Here is a 23,549-nt window from a genome sequence, read left to right on the forward strand (position 1 = left end):
ATCGTTTAAATTTATACTTTTAATAATTTCAATTATTTGGCAACTGGCGTAAATAATTCTGCAGTTACGCCTCTATCACGAAGCACTAATGTGTCTTGGGTTGTTAGGCTAAAATCTTGAAAATTCACTTTATAATCCAAATAAAGCGCATCGCGATCCTTGCTTCCCCAGCTGTTTTTTTCCCCTCTTTTCACAAATTTACCTGTGCCAGTTGCTGTAAACTGAGCACTATTGTTTCCAGAAACAGTACACCCATTATTATCGTCAAATGTGAGCACCAGATTGAAATTAATATTGGCTCCCGTATTATCTTTAATAGTAACAGGAAAATCTATAGTCTTCATTGACAAGGTATTTATCCTGTTAACCTGATCTTTCTCAACATATTGGCTGTGACGGCTTACTACTCTATTAAGCGCAGTGTTTCCGTTATTTCCAACAAAAGTGTCTTTACCTCTTCTTAAATAAAATCCGTCCCAAGGATTTACATATTTAATCGCGTAAAAAACATAGTCTTTGGGAGCTACACTCCAATCGGAAGCTAAGGGTCTTAATGGATTTGCAACTAATGCTTTTCCTGACAAAATAGAATCCGCATTCATAACTTTTGTCATTTGAAGCGGAATAACATAGGTCTTTTTTATGGCAAGAGGATCCGCAAAGAAAGCATCTGTCAACTGCACTTCGACTCCTCCAGAAATCTGACCTTTCGGGATAACAATTTTATCGCTCAAAAGTGTGTAGTAATTTGAAGGCATGGCAACAATCTGATCGCCTCCGCTCTTAAATAAAAGATTCGATGTTAGAGAATTGGCAACCGAAACATCAATTGTTACGTCTTTATTATTCTCATAAACCCCGCCTAAAGTTCCCATAATTTTACATTTATGCGCATTATCTAGCGATGTATCAAATATATCTTCTCCTAAAGTTATGGTTCTAACAGGAAACTGATAAGCAAAATAAACTGCTGAATATTCATAATCATCAAAATTTTGATCATCGTTAGTGCATGCTGCCAATAAGCCAAAGAGAACCGCGGCCATTAAAAATATCTTGTTTTTCATTTTTTTATACATTTATATAATAGACATTTTAGATAGAAATAATTCTACCATCCTTTGTTCTGAATGAGAGCGTTAAACTTAAGAACTTCAGAATATGGTATCGGACCATAATTCATATACTCTTGAAAAAGTCTATTTTCCACAGTAATTTTTTGATAGGCACCTCCTTGAATTTTCATTCCTTCTGCTGCGCTGGTTAAGTTTAAATTCCATCTGCGCAAATCCCAAAATCTAAAACCTTCAAAACATAATTCCAATCGGCGCTCGTTTCTAATCAAATTACGCATCGCAGACTGGTCTGATTTAATAGATTCCAAATACAAATCGGGCTGGCTTATTCCTGCTCTTTTTCTTAGTGCCTGAATTACGTCGTAAGCCGAAAATCCTGCAGAACCACTAGCCAATGGCCCCCATGCCTCATTTGCCGCTTCAGCGTAAATCAAATACAGCTCTGTATATCTCATGCGAGGCTTATAGTGTCTTTGATTATTGACTGCATTTGGATTTAAGTTAACATCCTGACGCAATAATTTTTTCATATAATAGCCTGTTCGCGTCGATGTACCTACTTTGTTCAGCGCGTCATTTGTGCTTCCGTCGCTTGCTGTAGTAATAACAGTATTGTTTACACCCGCTGTAGCCTGATTGACTAAAATAAATTTCTGCAAACGCGGATCACGATTGGCATACGGATTGGCAGCATTATAATTGCTGGCCGGATTTGCAATAGGATATCCATTCGCCATAGGAAAAGCATCCACTAAATTTTGAGTTGGATTAACACGCCCTTTTCCAAAAAGTGTCGGCGGAAAATTATCGCTTTCTAAAGTGTTGCTTTCTGCAATATCCGATCTCCAGATTACTTCTTTAGGATTTACTCCTCCACCTAAACTGCTCAATTCAGCCGCATTATTGTACCAGTTTAAACCGTTCGGATCGATACCTGCAATGCCGCCATTCAGATTTAATAATTCCCCTGCATATTTAGCTGCGCTTTCCCAAGCAGTAGTGCTTCCAGAACTAAATGCTGGACTCGCTGCCAATAAAGCCGCTTGAGCTCTTACCACTTGTGCAATTCTAGAAGACATTCTTTGTCTAGCGTACTGCCCAAAAACACGATTATAATCTGCTAAATTATCATACCCAGGAGGCAGAGTTGCAGCATCTTCAAAATCTAACGGAAGCAATTCAACAGCCTTTGCAACGTCAGCGTACAATTGTTTCATGCAATCCTCAAATGAGCTGCGGCCAACATTGAAGTTTGAAGTTGAAGTTTGAGGCTCTAATAAAACCGGAACTCCCAATAACTCACCATTTGCTGCAACACCTGCATGTGCCTGCAATAAGTAGTACATATAAAGTGCACGCAGACCGTAAGCTTCGCCTTTTAGCCGATTTCTAAACAATACGCTTACATTATCATCCTTTGCCCATTTTACCTTATCGGCTTCCGCAAGAAATATGTTTAGATATTGAATAGCGCTTTTTGAATTTGTCCATTGGTCTAATGGATTAAAATTGGCAGTCCACTGTCCTGTTGCCACTTTAAGATAGTTGCTATTGATATCGTTGGTAACGGCGTCATCTGTCGCCACATCGTTAAAGGACCAAGAATTTCCGGGAAGTCTAGTATAAGCATTTAAAAGAATTCCCTGAGCATATTCTGCTTCCGCGTACATATCTTTCAATCCCCTGTTATTTTCTATGGCAGGCTCAATCAAGTCATCACAGCTGCAAAAAACAAACACAATTGATATAAAAGTTAATAGTTTTATTTTTTTCATATTAATTAAATTAAGTGTTTCTAAAATTTAAAATAATGCTTTAAGACCTAGATTGAAATATCTGGTTTGCGGAGCACTGCCTATGTTCAATTCCATATATTCTCTTTCTTTTGCTATGGTCGCAAGATTGGCTCCTAGCGCATAAACACTTAAACCATTAAAGAAAGTCTGACTCAGCGCTTTTTTTGGAAAATCGTATGTAATTTGAACCTTAGAAAGATCAATCCTATTGGTGCTGTAAATCCAGAAATCTGATGAGCGGTAATTATTATCGCTATTCAATGACGTTAATCGAGGGAAAGCAGCAGTATCTTTTGTTTCTTCTGTCCAGCTGTTGCGAACATTTACAGAATATTTATCTTCTCCATCTATCCAATAGTAAGAGTTATTTTTCATGCCGTAAGCACCAGTCTGGCCTGTAACTATTGTAAAGAATGTAAAGTTGTTCCACTTAGCAGTAAAGTTAACCCCATAAGTAAACGGAGCTCCGTTCCATCCTGCTTTACCCAAATAAACCTCATCTTTCACATCAATTATACCATCGCCATTCTGGTCTTTATATTTAATATCACCTGGTTTAACCTGTCCAAAAGTTTGTGAAGGCGAGTTTTGAATATCATTTGCGTCTCTAAAAAAACCATCATTTTTAAGTCCCCATAAAGCATCCAAAGGTTTGCCTTGCCTGTTTTGATAAGAGTCTTCATAAAGCTCTGCACGTTTTGAAGCTTCAGTATTTAAATAAGTTCCTGTAAAGCCAAGCGCTAAATCTACAGTTCCGACCTTTTTGTTAAATCTCAAATCGAAATCAAATCCTGTACGTTTATCATCATTGTAATTGATGTAAGGAATAAACGAAGTGTTTGGCCAGCCTGTCGTATAATAGATAGGATATAAACTTGCAGCCTGAATAACATTTCCTTCGAATTTATTAATGAAAAAATTACTGTTCAATGTTATTAATTTCTCGAAGAACGAACCTTCTAGACCAAAGCTTATCTCTTTTCTTTGTGCGAAAGTAAGGTCTAAATTTTCACCTCTTCTTGAGTCTGTACTTCTGTTAAGCGCACCATCTCTCCAGCTAAACCAAGCACCATCTGTCTGAGTATAGATGCTCTGATATAAATAATAGCTGTTTACGTCTAGATCGGTATTTAAAACACCTCCCGAAGCTGTCAATTTAAGATAATCGATCGCGCTTACACTCTTCATGAACTCTTCTTCTGATAATTTCCATCCAACAGACATCGTTGGAGAAAATGCCCCTCGGTTTCCTTCAGCAAATTTTGCTGAGTGGACATATACACCATTGAATTCTGCAAAATATTTTTGATTGAAATTATACCCTAAGTTCAACCCCAAATTAGCATTACTGGTTTTATGATACACTTCAGATCGTGATTGCTGAAATCCTGAAGCTGTCAGCATAGCTGATACATTATGCTGCTCTTTTATTTTTTTCACATAATTAAACTGTCCTGAGAAAGCCACTGTCTGATCAAAAGCACTATTGCTAATGTTCTGCACTCCAGATTTTGCATCTTTTCCGTATTTTGTCAAAGATGTTATCTGATCAAATCCTGCGTAAGTATTCCAAGTTGCCTCATAAGTAGCATACGAATTATTATACGACTGAGTATAAGAGGTAGCATAATCTACAGCAAAATCAGTGTGAAATGAAAGACCTTCCAATAAATCTCCCAACTTCACATCAACGCCAGTATTAAATTGGAACTGACGGCTTGTGAAGGTATTATATCCTCCGGCATAAATTGCTGCAAACGGATTTGTCGGATTAAGCTGCGTACCGCCCAAAAGATATTGATTGTCTATTATATAATTACTGCTGTTAGCAAGAGCCAATGTTGCCTTATCATTTGGCTCAATCATGCTAATTGGCAATAAAGGGCTGAACAGATGCGGTCTTAAAGTTGCCGCATTTTGCCAATAGTCTGTATTCACTCCTCTTGTGTTTGAATAAATGGCATTAGCGCCTATAGTTGCAGAAATTCGATCATTAATGCTAAGGTCTACATTACCTCTAATATTAAATCTATTCATGTTATTATGTGCCGCTTCACCAAAATCTTGCAAAGGATCCTGTTGCGATAGAAAATTGACATTTGTAAAATATCTGGCCACTTTATTACCACCGGTAATTTCGACATTGGCATCGTAATTAAAATAAAATTTCTTTATGTATTCAGGTGCATAATAATTAACATTCGGATATCGGTACGGATTTTTCCCCGAAGCAAAATTATAGATTGTTTCATCTGAATATAAAGGATCTAAACCATCATTAACTCTCGCTTGATTGTAATACTGCATGTATTCTGCTGATCCCAAATATTTAGGAAGGCTCTTGGGAATAAACACGCCATTATCCAGTCTTGATGTAATCTGCTGTTTTTGAATTTTGCCTTTTTTAGTTGTAATATAAATCACCCCTTTAGCGGCGCGGCTTCCGTAAAGCGCCACGGCAGATGCTCCTTTCAAAAAAGTAATCTGATCTATTTCAGTAGTAAGTATTGAATTGGCCGGCCTTGGAAAGCCATCTACCAGCACTAAATCGCCTCCCATGCCCCATATACTTCCATTATAACCTCCCACAAGAGCCTGAACCCCGTCAAGACTGTAAGTCGTATAATTTTTATCTATTATTTGAGGCACATTTATATACGAAACGCCTCCCATCAAATTCTGAGCATCTTCCTTCTTAAAAGCAATCTGCACTTGGTCTGCCGCAATGCGATTAAGACTTAAATCGTCTATTCCGGTAGAAGCTTTAACGGAAAGTGATTGATATCCCGGCGCCTGCACTACTAAATCGGCATCTGGCGTTACTGTAATCGAATAGCTCCCTGTAGCATCTGTCGTTACCGAAACATTATCCGAACTGCTTACTAAAGTCGCATTTTCAAGAGGCTTTCCTTCTGCTCCAGTTATAATCCCTGTTAAATTTATTTTTTGATTATTTTGTGCAAGGATTTTAGCAGGTAACAAAGTTAATACTGCAAAACATAGCACTATTTTAAGCTGTATAAATTTCATTATTCTATATTTTTTTTAGTTTATTAAAATAGTCTATGAACTACCATCCTGGATTCTGTGAAAACTCCATATACATATTTACGTCTGCATTTTTTAATGGCAGCCAATAATGTTTTTCAGAAAATTTTCGCTCCAATATTACCACCTCGCGAATATTAAGCACTTTATTCTGGCTTGGATTATCTACATCTAATGGACCTGCTCTATCAAATTCAATTGACTTTTTCAAAGTATACGGACTATCAATTAAAAGCATCCAGCGGCGCAAGTCGTTAAAACGGTGTCCTTCAAAACTCAATTCAACTGCGCGTTCACGTCTTACTTCTCCAATAAACGCATCTAAACCACCTGTAAATACAGCTGCAACATGGCCAACGCCAGCTCTGTCGCGGATCACATTTATAGCATCAACAGCTGTTTTTGAAAATTGCGGATCTTTTCCTGCTGCACCGCCGTAACCTACCGCGGCTGCTTCTGCATACATGATATAGATGTCTGACAGACGCATCCATGGAAGGTGGATATTAAGATTGTTTCCGTACCCAAAACCATCATCAAATTTATTGGCTGTTCTTGGAATGAATTTATACAGCAAATATCCTGTTCTGCTGCCTGAGCTTATATTTCTATAGCTTCCATCAGTATAAAGATTGGCATATCTGTTTTGCTCTTCGTTTGCAGGCATAGATCCTGTAACACATTTTACGCCATCAAATACAATATCATTATAAAAACGCGGGTCTCTTCCTTTCCAAGGATATTGCGGATCATATCCAGATTCTGGATCAGCTTTCGTAATATCTTTAATCGGCATTCCATTTGCCATTCCGTAATTGTCAACATAATTTGCTGTTGGCAAAAACTTCACATCGCCATCACAAATTTGGGGAGCTGGCTGATATTGTTTTGAAGTTCCCCAATTCGATCCGTTTGCACCAAAATAAGGTCCTCTAAAAATCGCTTCTGTTGATCCAGGCATTCTCCAGTTACCTCCTGTTGTATAAAAATTATCACTGTATTTGCTGAATGGAACCAATTTATACTGAGATGCGCCGCTTTCTGTTATAGTCAAAAGTTCACCAAAAGCTTTTGCCGCTTTTTTACAGTATTCGGCATCATAACCAGCATTACCGGTAGACACCTTATTCATTAACGGACTTCCTGCCCATAGATAATTTTTTCCTAAATATCCAAGAGCCATTATTTTATTAATGCGCAGATCATTTTTTCCTAAAGTTCTTTTTCCAATGGTAGTATCATCCCAATTCACCGGCAGTAAATCGGCAGCTTCTCTAAAATCGCTTCCTGCTTTATCTGCACATTCCTGATAGGTAAGTCTTGGCAATTTTAAGGGCTTATCACTAGGAAGCACTTGATCAATATAGGGAAGCCCTCCAAAATACTGCATGAATTGAAAGTGAAACCAGCCTCTAAAAAATAAAAGCTGTCCTTTTATCATTTTCCTTTCTTCCTCTGTATATTCGGTCATTTTATCAATGTTGGCCAGTCCTATATTAGCTTTACGTATTCCTGCCCATCCTAATGTCCACAAATCTTTAGCAAAACGGTCGCTATTTGTGCTCACATTTCTTCTGTTCATCCAGCCTGCCTGCCATCCGTCAAATTCAGTCTGCCATCCCCAGAAATCTCCTTTATCAATTTTGCATACAAAATGAAAATCACGAGCTGTAGACTGAATTTCATCTTCTCCCCAATTCCATGAATTTGTCCAATAGGCATTTGTAAAATCAGGAATGCAATGGTACAATTCTTCTGTAAAGCCTTGAAAATTTTCAAAATTTTTGAATGCCTCTTCTGACGAAATATCAGAATCTGATGATTTTTCAAGATAATCCTCACAGGATCCCGAAATTAAAAGCGCACTTAAAACAATGCTGTACTTTACTATAGTGTTTATATATTTTTTCATAATTCTCAGTTTAAAATATAATATTGGCTCCCAGATTAAATCGCTTTACAGTTGGATACGCTCCTTGTGACGCCCACCCTGTTCCTGCAAAATTAGATTCTCTATCATCTGGCATTTTTGACCATAGATATAAGTTGTTTCCGTTGATATATACTCGAATGCTTTGCAGACCTGCAGATTTTACCCATTTTGATTTTCCGTCAAATGTATAGGCAATCTCAGCGTTCTTTAGACGCAAGTATGAGGCATCGTACATGTATCTGCTTCCATTATTAAAACTGCTTGCAGTAGATAGCCAGCGAGGCATTGGAGAATCGGCATTTGTATTATCAGCTGACCAATAAGATCCTTGATCGTAAACCACGTGATTCTGTTCAGACAGACTGGTTAAAACGACTTGTCTGGTAACATTGCTTACACCGTAAAACTGAACAAATGCACTGAAACCTTTCCAGTTTACTCCAAAAGTGGTGTTGTATGTATTTTGCGGTGTCCCAGAATATCCGAACGGAATATTATCCTTCGCATCTATAACACCATCTGCATTAAAGTCCAGGATATTATAATTGCCTGGTAATTTTTGTCCATCATTTGTGCTATGAATAGTGCTGGCGTATAATTCATCCCATGTATTGTAGAAGCCATTGCTAACATACGAGTAACTCTGTCCAATTGCTTTTCCTTCTCCTTTTTGGTAATCTGGCAGCAACTCAGGATTATCGGCACTTATGATTTTGTTCTTGGCATGCGTAATGCTGGTGTTCAACCAAAGATTCAGGCCACTCCCAAAAGTATAATTAAATTTAAGCTCAAGCTCATAACCTCTATTCTGAACCTGTCCAAGGTTGGCAACAGGGGCCACTGCACCATAATAAGAAGGTATTGCTCTTCTAAGGCCGTCCAATAAGATATCTCTACGGTCTTCACTATACCAATCAAAAGTTCCTGAAACCAATCCTTTGAAAAAACCAAAGTCAACCCCAATATCACTCTTTTTAGCTACTTCCCAGTGAACATCAGGATTACCCACAGAAGCTTCCTTATACCAAGTGTACGGACTCTGTTCTGCAGCTTCGCCTGTCACTCCCATCAGCGCATTGCCTCCATAAGCCCACTGCGACATATACAGCCATCTTCCATTAACGTTGTCATCACCAATCTCTCCATAAGTGGCACGCAATTTTAACAAATCCAGAAATGATGCTGTTCCTTTCATGAAATTTTCTTTGGTAACGATCCAGCTTACCCCACCGGAAGAGAAAAATGCAAAACGGTTTTCTTTATCAAATTTCTCCGATCCATTGTAGGCTCCATTATATTCGATAAAATATTTGTCGGCGTAGTTATAAGTGGTACGGAAAACCCAATCTTCTCTGAAGTGCGGAATTTCACTTCCTGTCGCAGTCTGATATCTGTTAAAAAGCCCCAAAGCACCAATGTCATGTTTCTGGGCAATTTTGGTATGATAATTTAACTGAAGCTGATAGAAAAGGTTACGAACTGAAGCCCCATCATTTACAGTACCTGCACTAGGCGACCACTTAACCCCTTCTTGAAAATCAAATCGGTTATTAAAGTCAAAACTATTTTTGTAAAGCACCAATCCAGTGTTTGGATCTATCCATTTCTGCTGTACATCATTATATAAATCATTTACCCCTCTGTTATTCTCCACAAAAGTATTATCAAGAGCGATCATTCCTTTAAAACTAAGCCCTTTGACTACTTTGTCTAAGTTTTGCTCCAGCGTAAAATCGGTATTTAACTTTGTATTGGTTACATACTGCACCCCGCTTATCGCTAAATTCAGCACAGAGTTAGAAGCTTTACCTTGATTAGGCGCGTAATACCCCCAAGAACCGTCAGCATAGAAAGGCAGGAACACATCTGGAGCTGTCGAATAAGCCGCATCCCACATTGGATACTCGCTTCCCGAAGCTCCCCAAGGGCTTTTCTTAACACCATGAGAACCCGCAAGTCCAACTTTAAAAACAGTGCTTGGCGTAATCTGAAAATCTAAATTGCTTCTAACATTTAAACGGTTATAACCGTATCCCGCATCATATCCTCTATTATTGTTGTATTTTTTAAAAAGATCTCCTTCGCTTACAAAATCGGCACTGGCAAAATACTTCACATATTTGGTTCCTCCGCTTACATTTAAACTTGCATTGTAAGACATTGCATAATCTTTAAAAAGCGTTTTCTGCCAGTCAACATTCGGATAACGTTCAGCTTCAGCAGTATTGGCGGGATATCTGTATTTATCAATTATAGCCTGTGGCAGATAATCGTTCCAGCTTGAAGGGCTCAACGCCAATTCGTATTCAATAGCCCTGTTTTTAACCATAAGCGCATCGTAAGCATCCAGTTTGGCAGGAAGTTCTGAAGGCACTTTTACCGTAGTATTAACAGTGGTTCTGATAAGCGCAGCACCAGAACGGCCTCGTTTGGTCGTAATAAGAATTACACCATTAGCCCCTCTCACTCCGTAAACCGCAGTAGCAGAAGCATCCTTTAAAACCGAAACAGATTCTACAGAAGTGATTTCGACACTATTCATTGATCTTTCTACCCCATCTACTAAAATAAGCGGCTGTGCATTGTTCCAAGTACTAGCTCCACGAATAAAAAGCTGCGGATCTTCTTCACCTGGCATACCAGTACTAGCAGAAGTAATTAACCCGGGAACATTCCCTGTCAAAGCAGCACCAATACTGTTAACCCCTCCTGCACGTTCTAGCGTTTTACCAGAAACCTGTGCAATGGAGGCAACCAAACTTGCTTTTTTCTGTTTTCCGTATCCCACAATAATCACTTCTCCCAAATCGGTCTGATCTTGCTTCATTTCTGCATTAATTTCAGACTTACCTTCTACGGCTATCTCCAACGGTTTAAACCCTACGCTTGTAAAAACTAAAATCGATTTTGACGACGGAACTTTTATAACGTATTTACCATCTATGTCAGTAACAGCAATCGCATTCGGCACGTTTTTTACGGCAACATTTACTCCTGGAATTCCCAAATGGTCATTGGCAGAGGTTACTCGTCCTGTTATTATAATTTCTTGATTAGTCTGGAATACTGCTTTTTCCAAAGGTTTCGCCTTCTCAGCAGCCTGCAATGCACCTGTAAACAAAAACTGAAACAAAACTCCTAAAGGCAGATACTTCATGCCAATAAAAATTTCACGTAATTTTATTCTCATATTAATTAAGATGTTTGAACTAATTATTTATTTATCTCTTCTCAAATTGATAAGCAGTAGGAATACAAGGAAAAACTTATCCTGTCGAACCATAGATAACTGCTTATAATCATCATTGCTTCATGTCGAATTGTGAGTCATTATTTTGTGGTTTAAAAGGTTGGTTAGTAAGTTTTTTATAGTTCATCTGACTCCATTATTTGATTAATGAAATCTTCGGTTTGTTTTTGAGAAATGAATGTGAATTTTATGTTAACAAAAATATAGAAAAAAATGAATTACACAACCGATTGTTTGAAATTATACTGATTATTCCGTAAAAAAACACATAAATAATAATACATTAAATACTTTTTAACGTAATTTATTGATTATTTAATATTTTAAAAACAATTTCAACTAGAAACAATATTGGTTTTTCAGCTAATCCTCAAAATTATTAACAATTGTGTATTTTACACTTAATACTATAAACAGTTCTGTATTGTAAGCATATTACCACAATATATTCATATAATCAGCACATTAGCCCCAAATTGAAGCGTAATAGATTCAATAGGAAGTAAATTTAGAAGCAAAAAAACAACCGATTGTAATAATTACAGCACATCAAAAAACATGGATACTATTTGGAAAGAAAAAGCCAGCTTAACCAATAAGCTGGCTTATATAAGAATGGATCAGTAAAACGTTTTAATCTGTTATTACTATACCTCCATTTTTAGGTATTTTTATTTCAACTTCTTTGTTTTTGCCTACTATCAATTTACTTACTTTTCCGTTTAACTGATCGTCATCTGCGTAGTAATTTACCGTCGTTCCAGAATTAAGCATTTCTAGTTTTAACTTTATCTTTAACAGCTTATCTTCAGCATTAATTCCCGCGATATACCACTTTGCCCCTTTTCTTCTGGCCAGCACAGCATATTTGCCTGGATATCCTTCCAGAAAGCGGACCTCATCCCAGACCGTTGGCACTTCTTTCATAAATTTTATGGCCCAGTCCGGAGCATCATATAAATTGTTAGGCGCCAAAGCAAAATGCTGCACTCCGCTCTGAAAAAGCACTGAAGCGGCTAAAGCAAAAACATCTGAAGTCATTCTTTTAGAGCCTTTGTTGGGAATGTTATCGCTATTGTAGAATTTGTTCAAAGCGCTTCCGCCAAAATCCATGCTTCCCACCGCATTTCTGATAAAAGTATGCGTCGCCGCATTTACAGCTTCATTATCGCAGCTCTGCTGTCCGAAATGCAGATTCTCGCTTGCCAGAACCGCTTCGCTGGAGGCGTAATTCGGATACATGCGTTCCCAGCCTCGAGGCAATGTGCAGCCATGGAAAACAGCCATTATTCCAAATTCATTGGCATCCGTCAGAATATCTTCATAGAGTTTCATGGTCACCTGCTTATCGCCGCCAAAAAAGTCCACTTTAATTCCCTTGATTCCGATGCTTTTCATCCATGCCATTTCTTTTCGTCTGATGGCCGCATTATCCATCAATCCTCTCGGGCCTTGCGGAGCATCATTCCAATACCCGTTTGAATTGTACCACAAATAAAGCCCAACGCCTTTCTGAGCGCCGTACGCCGCTAATTCTTCTATTTTATCTCGGCCTATCTGCGTATCCCAAAGCGCATCGACTAAAATGGTTTCATATCCCATTAAAGCGCTGAAGTCAATATATTGCTTTTGAACAGGAAAAGTGGTGTTATTATCCATTTTGATAATCCAGCTCCAAGTGCCTTTTGTGTACTGGTATTCTTTAGAGGCCTCATATTTTGGCTTAACCAAGTCAAACGGAATTGTGGTCTCCACTATCGGAGCAAGGGTTTCTCCAATTGTAATGGTGCGCCATGGCGTTTCTCCCGGAAGCGGGATTCCCGGCGAAGCTGTTCCGTTTCCGTTATTTTCTCCCGGCATCGGAAATCCAATGGAATACAATCCGTTCTCATGTCCTATCAAGCGGCTGGCACAATAGCCGCCGTCTACTCCTGTTTCAGAAATCAGGACCCATCCGCCGTTTACTTTAAACAGGCATGGAAAAGTGTATCCATTTCCCCAGCCATTTTTTCCAACGGCATCATCTAACATATACGAAGTTTCATAACTAGGACCTGTTCTCGCAAATCCGGTCATCGGATTGCTTTGCGGACATAGAAATGTAGTGGCTCCGCTTGGCATCAGAAATCCCGAAGCCTCTTCCTGAACCACGCACGAAAGCGTTTCTTTCTGCGGATATGCTTTATACTTGAATGCCAGATTATTATTGCTCACCCTAAAAATCACATCTAGAGCCGGCCTGCCCTCTTTTGTGAATGAAAAAACAGCTTCGTTGGCCGTATAATGCACGCTGCTTTTTTTGATGTTGCGCAGCTGATACGATTCGTCAACTTTGTTTTGGACGCTATTCGCCTGCAAAGCCAGTCCGGAGCTAAAATCTCCCGCATTCGTTTTTAAGCCTAATGGCGATTTTTCTATAAATGTTTTTTCATTGTATGTTACGCTATACTGGGGCATTCCATTATCTGCAGAAACCGACACCGCAAGTTTTCCGTCCGGACTTTTTACCACTGATTGGGCGTTTAGTTTAAAGAAACTAACTAAACATAAAAATATTATTTTTTTAAGATTCATAACCTTTGAAGATTTTTCTTTTTGTAATGATTAAACTCTTTTTACTGAAGTAGGGTTAGCTAAAAATGCTATTTCGAAAACATCCAATAATCAAAATACATGATTTTTTCAGCGGCATTGCCTTTGTATATAAAATAAAGATCGTGCACTCCAGAAACCTTTTTGATATCTGCTGTAACCAGAGCCCACCTATCATTTCCTCCCGTCATAGGAACTTTTACTGTTCCTATCAATTCTCCCTCCAGACTATCAAGTCTAATTTCCATTGATACATTTCCATTGTGCGTAGTACCTACGCGAGCTGTAAATTTTGAAGCGCCCGATTCACGAAAATCAACATCTTTCACTTTCGTGAAGGCATTGTTTTTCATAGCAGTTATGAAGACGCCTACTTCTTTATTCTGCATTGATTTTACATCTTTAGACCAAGCTATCGTTTCTGCTTCTGACTTAGCATACGGATTCAGAGTAGCGATTCCTTTTTTGATGCCTTCTGTCATATTCATTTCTTTGACTTTACCGTCAGAATTAAATTGCAGTTCTTCAACTGCCACAGATCTGGTAAAACCGCTGCCTTCTGGCAAAGCGCCATTATGATAAAAGAAATACGTTTTTCCTTTAAAATCTATTACCCCAGGATGATTGGTAAAGCTTTCACCCTGCGTAGGCATTACAACTCCTTGATATTTCCACGGCCCAAGCGGACTTTTGCTTGTAGAATATCCTATATGCTCAGAAATTGGTCCGGCAGCAAAAAACAGATAGTACAATCTGTTTCTTTTATAAAGCCACGGCCCTTCCTCGTAAGTGGTAGGTCTGCGCGGATCTTCTTTTCCGGTACGCTTTCCAAACGATTCAATTGTATTTGGAAATATCTTTACCTCATCGGCATAAGAAATCATGTCTTCATTTAATTTCACATAATGGCAAACCGGATTGCCCCACAATAAATAAGCCTGTCCATCATCGTCGATAAAAACAGTCGGATCAATATCGGCGTCACTATTTTGCACCAAAGGTTTTCCTAACGGATCTATAAACGGCCCATACGGACTGTCTGAAACTGCTACGCCAATCCCATTTCGCCCTTGATTATCTGTAATTGGAGCATACAAATAAAATCTGCCTTTTCTTTCTATGCATTGAATTGCCCAAGCATTCATTTTTGCCCAGCTAAAATCTTTATACGATAATACCGCTCCATGATCTGTCCAGTTTACCATATCATCTGTAGTGTACAATTTCCAGTCATTCATGGTAAACCAAGTCGAATGGTCTTCGTCATGCGAAGTATACAAATACAGTTTATTATTGTAAACCATTGGCGCCGGATCTGCTGTATAGCTAGTCTGTACGATAGGGTTTTGAGCAAAACCGCATACAGAAATGCTAAATGCTGCTAAAAACCTTAATTTTTTTACATAAATTTTATATGACATTTTCCTTATTTTTTACTTTTTAAACTAGAAATAAAAATTATTTAAAAGTCCACCAGTCTAAATTAAACATGGATTTTCCTTCTCCCTTAAATACAAAAAAGACATTATGAAGACCTTTTACGTTTTTAACCTTACAGGCAAAATCTTTCCAATTATTCGCGCTTCCTGTATTTTTTATATCGCACACTCCTAAAAGTGCTCCATCTTTATCATCTAGATGTATTTCTATTCTACCTCCCAAAACAGAAGATGCATTTACTAAAAATTCTTTTGGTGATTTCTTAAAATTAACTGCTTTAACTTCTATGTAATCATTATGGTCAATCTGGGTTATAAAAACTCCTTTTTGATCCTTTTTGTCTGACTTCACACCTTTACTCCAAGCAATTGTTTCGGCTTCAACACGGCTAAAAGGATTAATATCTCCTACAGCAGCAGGTCCATCAACGGAGAAATACGACAGTGTTTTTATCGTTCCGTCAGGATTATAAATGATTTCATCCAGATCCACCGAGCGTCTTTCATAAAATGTAGAAGTTTGTCTTTTTATAACATCATAACTATGCCCAAAAACATACGATTTTCCTTTATAATCAATAATTCCCGGATGATTCCCTCTTGTTTTTTCGCTGGCTTCTATGACCATTCCCTTGTATTCCCACGGTCCTGTTGGAGAATTGCTCATAGCATATCCAATTCCTTCCGGACAGCAGGTTGAAGCATAAGACATATAATAATGTTTGTTTCTTTTGTAAATCCATGGGCCTTCCTGATAATTCTTCGGTTTAGTTGGTTCTTTTACAACATCGCCCGAATAAGAGATCATATCCTTATTTAATTTTACGTAATAAACATCCGGATTACCCCAATACAAATAGGCTTGTCCATCATCGTCTATAAAAGGAGATGGGTCAATATCATTCCATTTATGATCAGTATCTATTAATCGTTTTCCCAATGGATCTTTAAAAGGCCCATAAGGACTGTCTGATACTAAAACCCCTATTCCATTTCCATGCATCGGTGCATACAGATAAAATTTGCCATTGCGCTCAATCGTCTGAATGGCCCAAGCTCCGTTGTCTTGTCTTGCCCAGCTGAAATCTTTTAAAGAGGCTACAGCTCCCCTATCGGTCCAGTTTACCATATCTGTGGAAGTATACAAAAGCCAGTCAAGCATTTTGAAACCTTCCGCATCATCTTCATCATGAGAAGTATATAAAAAAACAGTATCCTTGTAAACCATTGGGGCTGGATCAGCGGTATATTTTGTCTGGATTATCGGCTTTTGCTTAATATCACTTTGGGCAATTCCTTGAAAAGAAATCATTATAAGAGAGCAGAAAACTATAATTTTATGGGTGCTTTTATTCATAATATTTAATTTAAAAAATTTTGAATTATCTGATTTGATATTTTATTATTCCTTACAGCTTTATCGAAATTTGATTTCCGTTGTAACTAATTGTTTTTTCCAATTCCTTTGCAGATGCATCTGATTCCAAGTGATCTGAAGATATTTTTATAATTTTAAATCTGCGTTGCTTTATCATCTCAGAAAACGATCCCTGCTGATTATTGATGGTTAGGATTCTTTTTAAATCATTCCATTTAAACGTTATTGTAGCATACTTTCCGTTTTCATAATTGTAATTATCTCCTTCATCCTCATAAAGCGTAAATTCACCATCTGCTCCTTCGTAGATTCTTATTTCAAGATCATCCCATTTCTTCTCCTCTACATATTGAACTTTTGGTCCTAGAGGAATAATACTGCCCGCTTTAACATACAAAGGAATCTGATCAATTTTAGTTTCTTGATCAATCTCCTGTCCTCCGCTGTGCTTCTTGTTTGTCCAGAAGTCATACCATAGACTTCCGTCTGGCAGATAGACTTTTTTTATTTTTTTCTCATTAAAATCTACAACAGCATTTTTTGCAGATTCATCTCTCTCTTTTTTATTCCATCCCGTATCTTCGTTTGTTTTAACAATTGTTTCGGGAGTATATTGCGCGTTAACAACTGGTGCTACTAAAATCGATTGTCCAAACAGATATTCGTTGTTCATGTCTTTAACCTTTTCATCTTTAAAGTCCATTACTAAAGCACGCATAAAACTAGAATGCTCTTTTGTAACCTTCCATGCATTCGAATAAATATAAGGAAGCAGCATATAACGCAGGTTGATTGTTTTTTCGATAGCATCATAAATAGGTTCTCCTTTTTTTCCAAATTGATAAATCTCTCTTGGAACATCAGTACCATGAGAACGCATCATTGGTGTAAAAGCCCCAAATTGCAGCCAGCGTATATAGAGTTCCTGATAGGATTGATTTTTTGCACCCGAACCATCATTTGAATTGGTATTGTAGCTTCCAGCAAAGAAACCGCCAATATCAGAATTCCAATATGGAATACCGCAAAGAGAAAAATTTAACCCTGCCGGAATTTGATTTCGTAAGGTTTCCCAAGAAGAATTAACATCTCCAGACCATGTGTTGGCTCCATAACGCTGCTGTCCTGCAAAAGCCGAACGTGTTAAAATAAAAACCCTTTTTGCCGATGAGAATTGGCGCTGATGATCGTAAACCCCGCCAACTGCCATTAACGGATAAGCGTTTCTCACTTTTCTAAAAGATCCTAAAAATGTTTTAGCGTCCAAATCTTCAGGTCTAAAATCCAAATGGTCAGGTTCTGTCGAGTCCATCCACCAACCGTCAATTCCTAAAGAAAATAATCCTTTATTTAAGTGTTTCCAATAAATATCTCTTGCTTCTGGATTGTAGGCATCATAGACCTTTACACCAGAAGGAAAATTCATATCTGGCGGCCATGCCTCTTTTCCAGACTGCGGCCATGTCTGAAAATCAAACAGCATATTTTTTTCCTTCATTTCTTTAAATTGAGGCGTTTCAGGACCAAAAGATGACCATACGGATATAAGAAGATGCGCATTCAATTTATGAATGTCATTTACCATTTCTTCGGGTTTAGAAAATTCAGGGTTTAGAAAACTCATTGCATTCCAGTGATAATTATCTCCCCAATATTGCCAATCCTGGATAATACCATCTAATGGAACACCGAGACCGCGGTATTTCTTAACGACCTCTACTATTTCATTCTGACTTTTATAACGTTCTTTACTCTGCCAAAAACCAAAAGTCCATTTTGGAAACATTGGAACATGGCCAGTTAAGTCCCGCATTTGGGCAATAACACCGTCAGCGTTGTTCCCAAGCATGAAATAATAATCAATGCCATTACCCACTTCTGACTTAAAAGAGGTTTCTTCAGCATTATCATTGAAATCTGTTGGGGAATAATTATCCCAAAACAATCCGTAGCCTTTGTCAGATTGGAAAAAAGTAACAAAATCCCATGTATTATTCTGAACCATATGCAGTTTTTGGTTTCGTTGCGACATTTTTCCATTTTGAAGTATTCCTAAGCCGTAAATAGACTCTTTTGGATCTAATACAAATGACTGACTTACGGTGAACGTTTTATTGCCAGTGTCGTTAAAATTGGTAAACACTGCTCCTCTTTCTTTTTCATTTAATAAAACTGCGCCTGACAAAGATTCAAATAAAATTTTGCCTGAATGCAAATTCAGGTTTACCTGCATTACTTTACTTTTAATTCGAACTGCTCTACCGTTTTCACTTATAACAAGTTTTGTTTTTTCAGCCTCTTTAATTACCGATAAACTCTTTTTCTCAAAGGTATTTTTCTCAGGATACTTTATAACTCTCACAATTTGCGGACTGTAAAACTGAATTTCAATTACGGTAGAATTGATAACTGTCTTCAATCCTAATCCTGTTTTTTGATAAGACTGCGCATTAACATACAAACCCATTATAAAAAGAGCCAGTACTAATGAATATTTCTTTTTCATAACCTAAAATTTTCTTTTTTACCTGAATATTCAACCTCAATTGGTTTTACCTCTGATTTTGAACCTATTAAAACAATATTAAATTTTCGAGTCTTCAGCATGCCTTTAAATGAACCTTTAACTGCATTTATTATCAATCTTTTTTCAGCATTTTTCCACTCGAATTTAGTTAACGAATAAGATCCGTTTTCATAATTGTAATTATCTCCTTCATCCTCATAAAGCGTAAATTCACCATCTGCACCTTCGTAGATTCTTATTTCAAGATCATCCCATTTTTTCTCAGCTGTGTACTGCATTTCAGGACCAAAAGGCATAATTGACCCCGCTTTTATAAATAGTGGGATTTTATCTATTTCAGCATTTATTTCTATTTTTTGACCTCCTTTAAAGCTTTTTCCAGTCCAAAAGTCTATCCAATTTGTATCTTTAGGCAAATAAACCTGCCATTGTTTTATTCCTGCCTCTGTAATAGGCCCCACTAATATGGAACTTCCAAACATATATTCATAAGGCTGATTTACCGCATTCTCATCATTTTGAAAATCCATTACAAGAGGCCTCATAAAAGTTGATCCTTCTTTTATTTTTGAAGTTTCAGAATAGATATAAGGAATTAGCGTATAGCGAAGATTTAGCATTCTTCTCATATTCTCTTCCACTTTAGATCCATATTTCCAAGGCTCTGTTTCGGTCTGATAACCATGAATTCTGAAAATGGTGCTGAATGCCCCCCACTGAAACCATCTGGTTAATAATTCATGGAAATTTTCATCTGTGTATTGTCCGGCGCCAGGTCTAAAAAAACCGCCAATATCGGTTGTCCAATAAGGCATTCCAGTTAAAGTAAAATTCATTCCCGAAACAATCTGTCTTTTAAAACTATCCCAGTTTCCGCCTATATCACCTGACCAATTTATGGTTCCATATCGATGCTGTCCTGCAAATGCTGAACGGGTTAAAATGGCTACACGTTTTTGAAGATTTGTTTTTCGCTGGCCTTCATAAACCGACTCACTAACAAAAAGCGGATAAGTAAGACGATAAAAATCTCCCGGCCCCTGATGTGTTATCGTACCAACGAGTGCATCGTTTTCAGGTTCAGTTGCATCCATCCACCAGCTGTCTACCCCTTTAGAAAACAAATTATCGTTTAAGGTATTCCAATATCTTTCTTGTGTTTCAGGATTAAAGTAATCCAACCATTTTGCATTAGGAATGTACAATCCTTTTGTATCAAATTGTTTTCCTATAACAGAATTTTTATCAGGGTTTGACCAGATCGACACAGTAAAATGAGCATTTAAGTCATGTAATTCTTTTATAAAACCCAACGGATTTGGATAATTCTTTTCATCAAACTGAGGTACGCCCCAGCCGTTATCACCCCAATATTGCCAATCTTGCACTATAACGTCTACAGGTAGTTTTCGTGCTCGAAATTCTTTAATTGTATTAATTAAATGGTCGCTTGAAGTATATCGTTCACGGCACTGCCAAAAGCCATATGCCCATAAAGGCAACAATGGCGATTTACCCGAAACGGTTCTGTAGGCGCTAATTACCTCATCTGCATTTTTGCCTTTAAAAACAACATAATCCAGACATTGAGCAGAACTTGATCGAAAAGTTGTTGAATTATCCGTTTTTCTAAAAGAAAGCTTTGGGGTATTAGCCGAATTGCAGATTATCTTAACCTCATGCTCTCCTGCTGTTAAATCTAAAAGCTCACTAACGGCCGGCGGCAACCATAAATTGGACTGGTCTATTACTCTTTTATCGTCAATTATAACAAGATGCCTATTGTCCATATCGCCCAAATCCAGCATAATAGAATATTGTCCTTCTCTTTCTAAATTAAATTTCCCTTTGTAAACTACTTCTTTCTGCAATACTTTCTGGGTTCCAGAAGTTGTTGTCACCTCTTCTTCTTTTCCTTTTTCAGAAGATTTAATCTCTTTAGAAAGCGCAATAAAATTGTCATTTGGATTAAACTCTGTTAAGCCATACTGATGCCATAAAATTCCGTATCCTTTATTGGAGTACAAAAAAGGAATGGCAATCTGAGTATTTACCTGTGTCAATTTTCGACTGACGTTTCTCAGATTATAATGCCCGTCTTGAAATTGGCCTAAACCAAAAAGAAATTCGTTGTCTGGCGAATCAAAACGCTGTTCGACTGTAAAAGATGCATATTCATTTGCATCGTTTAACGTCATTTTTCTACCCGCACTTTTTTCACTTAAGAATATTTTCCCCTCTTTATCTTTAAACTTTAAACTTTTTTCCTCTTTATCAAATACAACAGTTAAACTTTTAGTCTTTAACTGAATTTCTTTATTGCTTTCTGCAACTTTAAAAACAGGAACAGCAAGCTTCTCTACCAAAATCAGCTCTTGCAGTTCTTTTGTGTTTTCGGTGTATAACTGAATTCTAACCGAATTCTCCGTTAGAGGAATAATATGCAGCATTCCCTCTTTTAAAGGAATCAAAAGACGGTCTTTTTCGAGAATATAACTTTTATCTATATTTTTAAAACCAAATAAAAATATCAGAAAAAAAGGAGCTATAAGCTTAAGTTTAAAAAACATACACCATTATTTATTTACCACTAACATCGCTGCAAAACCTCCCTGATGTAACATTTTCACCTCTACCGAACTTGTTTTGTCTACTAATAAATATTGCGTTGAAAAAGCTTTATCATGATTTCCATCAGCAATTAAAGTGAGCTTAAAAGTTTGTCCATCTGGCAAAAAATCAAATTTCAACTTCTGGTTTCTTTCTTTTCTTCCAGAATTAATACCGCCAATAAACCAATCTGCTCCTTTTCTTCTTGCGATAACGGTATATTTTCCGGGAAACCCGTCAAGCAGAATAGTATCATCCCAAGAGGCGGGAACATGTTTCAAAAATGTTTTGGCTGCATCTGGCAATTCGTAATAACCTTCGGGTCTATCTGCCATATGCTGTATTCCTGATTCAAAAATTACGCTTAATGCCAGTTCATGGCCATAAGAAGTAATATGAGGAAATTGTGAGTTGGTAAAAGTTACCGGAGTGTAATCCATTGATCCTACGACATTACGGGTAAAAGCCAATGTATTATTATGTTCTGCTGCCGTTGCGGTTAATTCAGGCCCATTGTTGTACCATTCAGCTCCACGGACAGCTTCGTAAGTCATAAGATGCGGATAAGTTCTCTGCCATCCACGCGGCACCAAACATCCGTGAAAATAGACCATGATTTTATACTTCGCTGCATCTTCTAAAATATCCAAATAATACTTTATGATTTCTTGTTTTTCACTTAGAAAGAAATCAACTTTTATCCCGTAAACGCCAAGTTTATTTAGCTTTTCAAATTCCTTAACTCGGTTTTCGTGAGTCAGCATTCGGTCAATAGGCGTTGAAGTGATCCATTTAAATTTACCTGAATTGTACCACATTAAAGGTTTAATTCCTTTTGAATGAATATATTTTATGGCATCTTCTAAATTGCCGCCATTTTCCATCTGATCCCATTCCCAATCCAAAAGTGTATATGGCCAATTCATGGCCACTGCTAAATCGGCAAATTGGGTTACGGTTTTATAGTCTTTTGTTCCGTGGTTATTCGACCAATAATTCCATGACGCAACACCCGGCTGAATCCAATCTGTTTTATTTAAAACAGAAGGTTTAGACACATCATCCACCAAAGTAGATTTGACAATATCTCCAAGTTCTCCCACAATTACAGCCCTCCAAGGCGATTTCCAAGGCAATGTTATTTTAGCAAAAGGCTCTCCTACGCCTTCTTCTGTTCCGGGAAGCGTTACTTTATACTGGTTTTTATTTTGGGTATTAGCCAGTTTAGAAGCAGCATAATTCCAGTCTAAATCGGCTTCATGGATCAGATACCAGCAAGGGCTATTTTTTGCTTTAAACAACGCTGGATAACACCAGTCCTGCTGTACATCTCCATTGTCCATACTAGTGTAAAGCCCTTCATTGGACAAATCAAACTTTTCCAGCCATCTTTCTGTACTTTCGGGAATAGAATAAGCCGTTAACTCATCTGAAATGGTATAAGTTCCTTGTTTTTCTGGAAATTCATAACGGAATGCCACACCGTCATTATACACTCTCAAAATTATATTTAAATGGGATTTCGATTCATTTTCAAAATACAAAACCACTTCATTTGCGGTATTGGAACGTTCCGATTTTTTGCCGTGCAATGCTTTGTACTGCTCTTTAATAAGTGCAGATTTGCCGATCTTTTTTAATTTTAAGCCTTTTGAAAAGGTCTGGTCGTTTCGTACAATTCCCAAATCTATTTTTGGAATTATTTCATCATGTTTGTCTTTATTGCCGTAATTCACCTGCAAATACCAATTTCCAGAATTAGTATTCTGACTGTCAAATAATCTAACCGCTATTTTTTGATTGGGAGAAGTCAAAACTGCTTTCTGTCCATACGAATAAGCAATCGTAAACAGAAACAAAGCTAGACTGAATCTAAATTTTATATTCATTTTATTATGCG

At 37.5% G+C, this 23,549-nt stretch carries 11 protein-coding genes; all 11 read right to left on the minus strand.

Annotation, left to right across the window (positions count from 1 at the left end; translation table 11 throughout):
• Positions 1 to 32: 32 nt before the first annotated feature.
• Positions 33 to 1,067 carry a DUF5627 domain-containing protein gene (locus PQ463_RS07640; RefSeq protein WP_274257064.1) on the minus strand — a complete coding sequence of 345 codons (1,035 nt, stop codon included), beginning with the start codon at positions 1,065 to 1,067 and terminating at the stop codon, positions 33 to 35.
• A 44-nt stretch (positions 1,068 to 1,111) separates the two neighbouring features.
• Positions 1,112 to 2,851: a RagB/SusD family nutrient uptake outer membrane protein gene (locus PQ463_RS07645; protein ID WP_274257065.1), complete on the minus strand. Its 1,740-nt coding sequence runs from the start codon at positions 2,849 to 2,851 to the stop codon at positions 1,112 to 1,114.
• A gap of 27 nt (positions 2,852 to 2,878) precedes the next feature.
• Positions 2,879 to 5,902 (minus strand): SusC/RagA family TonB-linked outer membrane protein, encoded by a 3,024-nt coding sequence (locus PQ463_RS07650; protein WP_274257066.1) that lies wholly within the window; start codon positions 5,900 to 5,902, stop codon positions 2,879 to 2,881.
• 40 nt (positions 5,903 to 5,942) lie between these two features.
• A complete protein-coding gene (locus tag PQ463_RS07655) occupies positions 5,943 to 7,832 on the minus strand; it encodes a RagB/SusD family nutrient uptake outer membrane protein (RefSeq protein WP_274257067.1) in 1,890 nt (629 codons plus the stop codon).
• 10 nt (positions 7,833 to 7,842) lie between these two features.
• On the minus strand, positions 7,843 to 11,043 hold the full coding sequence (locus PQ463_RS07660; RefSeq protein ID WP_204251869.1) for a SusC/RagA family TonB-linked outer membrane protein: 3,201 nt from the start codon (positions 11,041 to 11,043) through the stop codon (positions 7,843 to 7,845).
• A gap of 693 nt (positions 11,044 to 11,736) precedes the next feature.
• Entirely contained in the window at positions 11,737 to 13,614 is a 1,878-nt protein-coding gene (locus PQ463_RS07665; protein ID WP_274257068.1) for a glycoside hydrolase family 97 protein, read from the minus strand.
• A gap of 131 nt (positions 13,615 to 13,745) precedes the next feature.
• Positions 13,746 to 15,116: a glycoside hydrolase family 43 protein gene (locus tag PQ463_RS07670; protein WP_274257069.1), complete on the minus strand. Its 1,371-nt coding sequence runs from the start codon at positions 15,114 to 15,116 to the stop codon at positions 13,746 to 13,748.
• Between the two features lie 37 nt (positions 15,117 to 15,153).
• Positions 15,154 to 16,491 carry a glycoside hydrolase family 43 protein gene (locus PQ463_RS07675; RefSeq protein WP_274257070.1) on the minus strand — a complete coding sequence of 446 codons (1,338 nt, stop codon included), beginning with the start codon at positions 16,489 to 16,491 and terminating at the stop codon, positions 15,154 to 15,156.
• A gap of 52 nt (positions 16,492 to 16,543) precedes the next feature.
• Complete coding sequence (locus PQ463_RS07680) at positions 16,544 to 19,018, minus strand: glycoside hydrolase family 31 protein (RefSeq protein WP_274257071.1); 2,475 nt, start codon at positions 19,016 to 19,018, stop codon at positions 16,544 to 16,546.
• Complete coding sequence (locus PQ463_RS07685) at positions 19,015 to 21,609, minus strand: glycoside hydrolase family 31 protein (protein WP_274257072.1); 2,595 nt, start codon at positions 21,607 to 21,609, stop codon at positions 19,015 to 19,017. The genes PQ463_RS07680 and PQ463_RS07685 overlap by 4 nt, the downstream gene beginning before the upstream one ends.
• 6 nt (positions 21,610 to 21,615) lie before the next feature.
• Positions 21,616 to 23,538 (minus strand): glycoside hydrolase family 97 protein, encoded by a 1,923-nt coding sequence (locus PQ463_RS07690; protein WP_274257073.1) that lies wholly within the window; start codon positions 23,536 to 23,538, stop codon positions 21,616 to 21,618.
• Positions 23,539 to 23,549 lie beyond the last annotated feature (11 nt).

This window comes from Flavobacterium sp. KACC 22763 (assembly GCF_028736155.1).
Taxonomy (GTDB): domain Bacteria; phylum Bacteroidota; class Bacteroidia; order Flavobacteriales; family Flavobacteriaceae; genus Flavobacterium.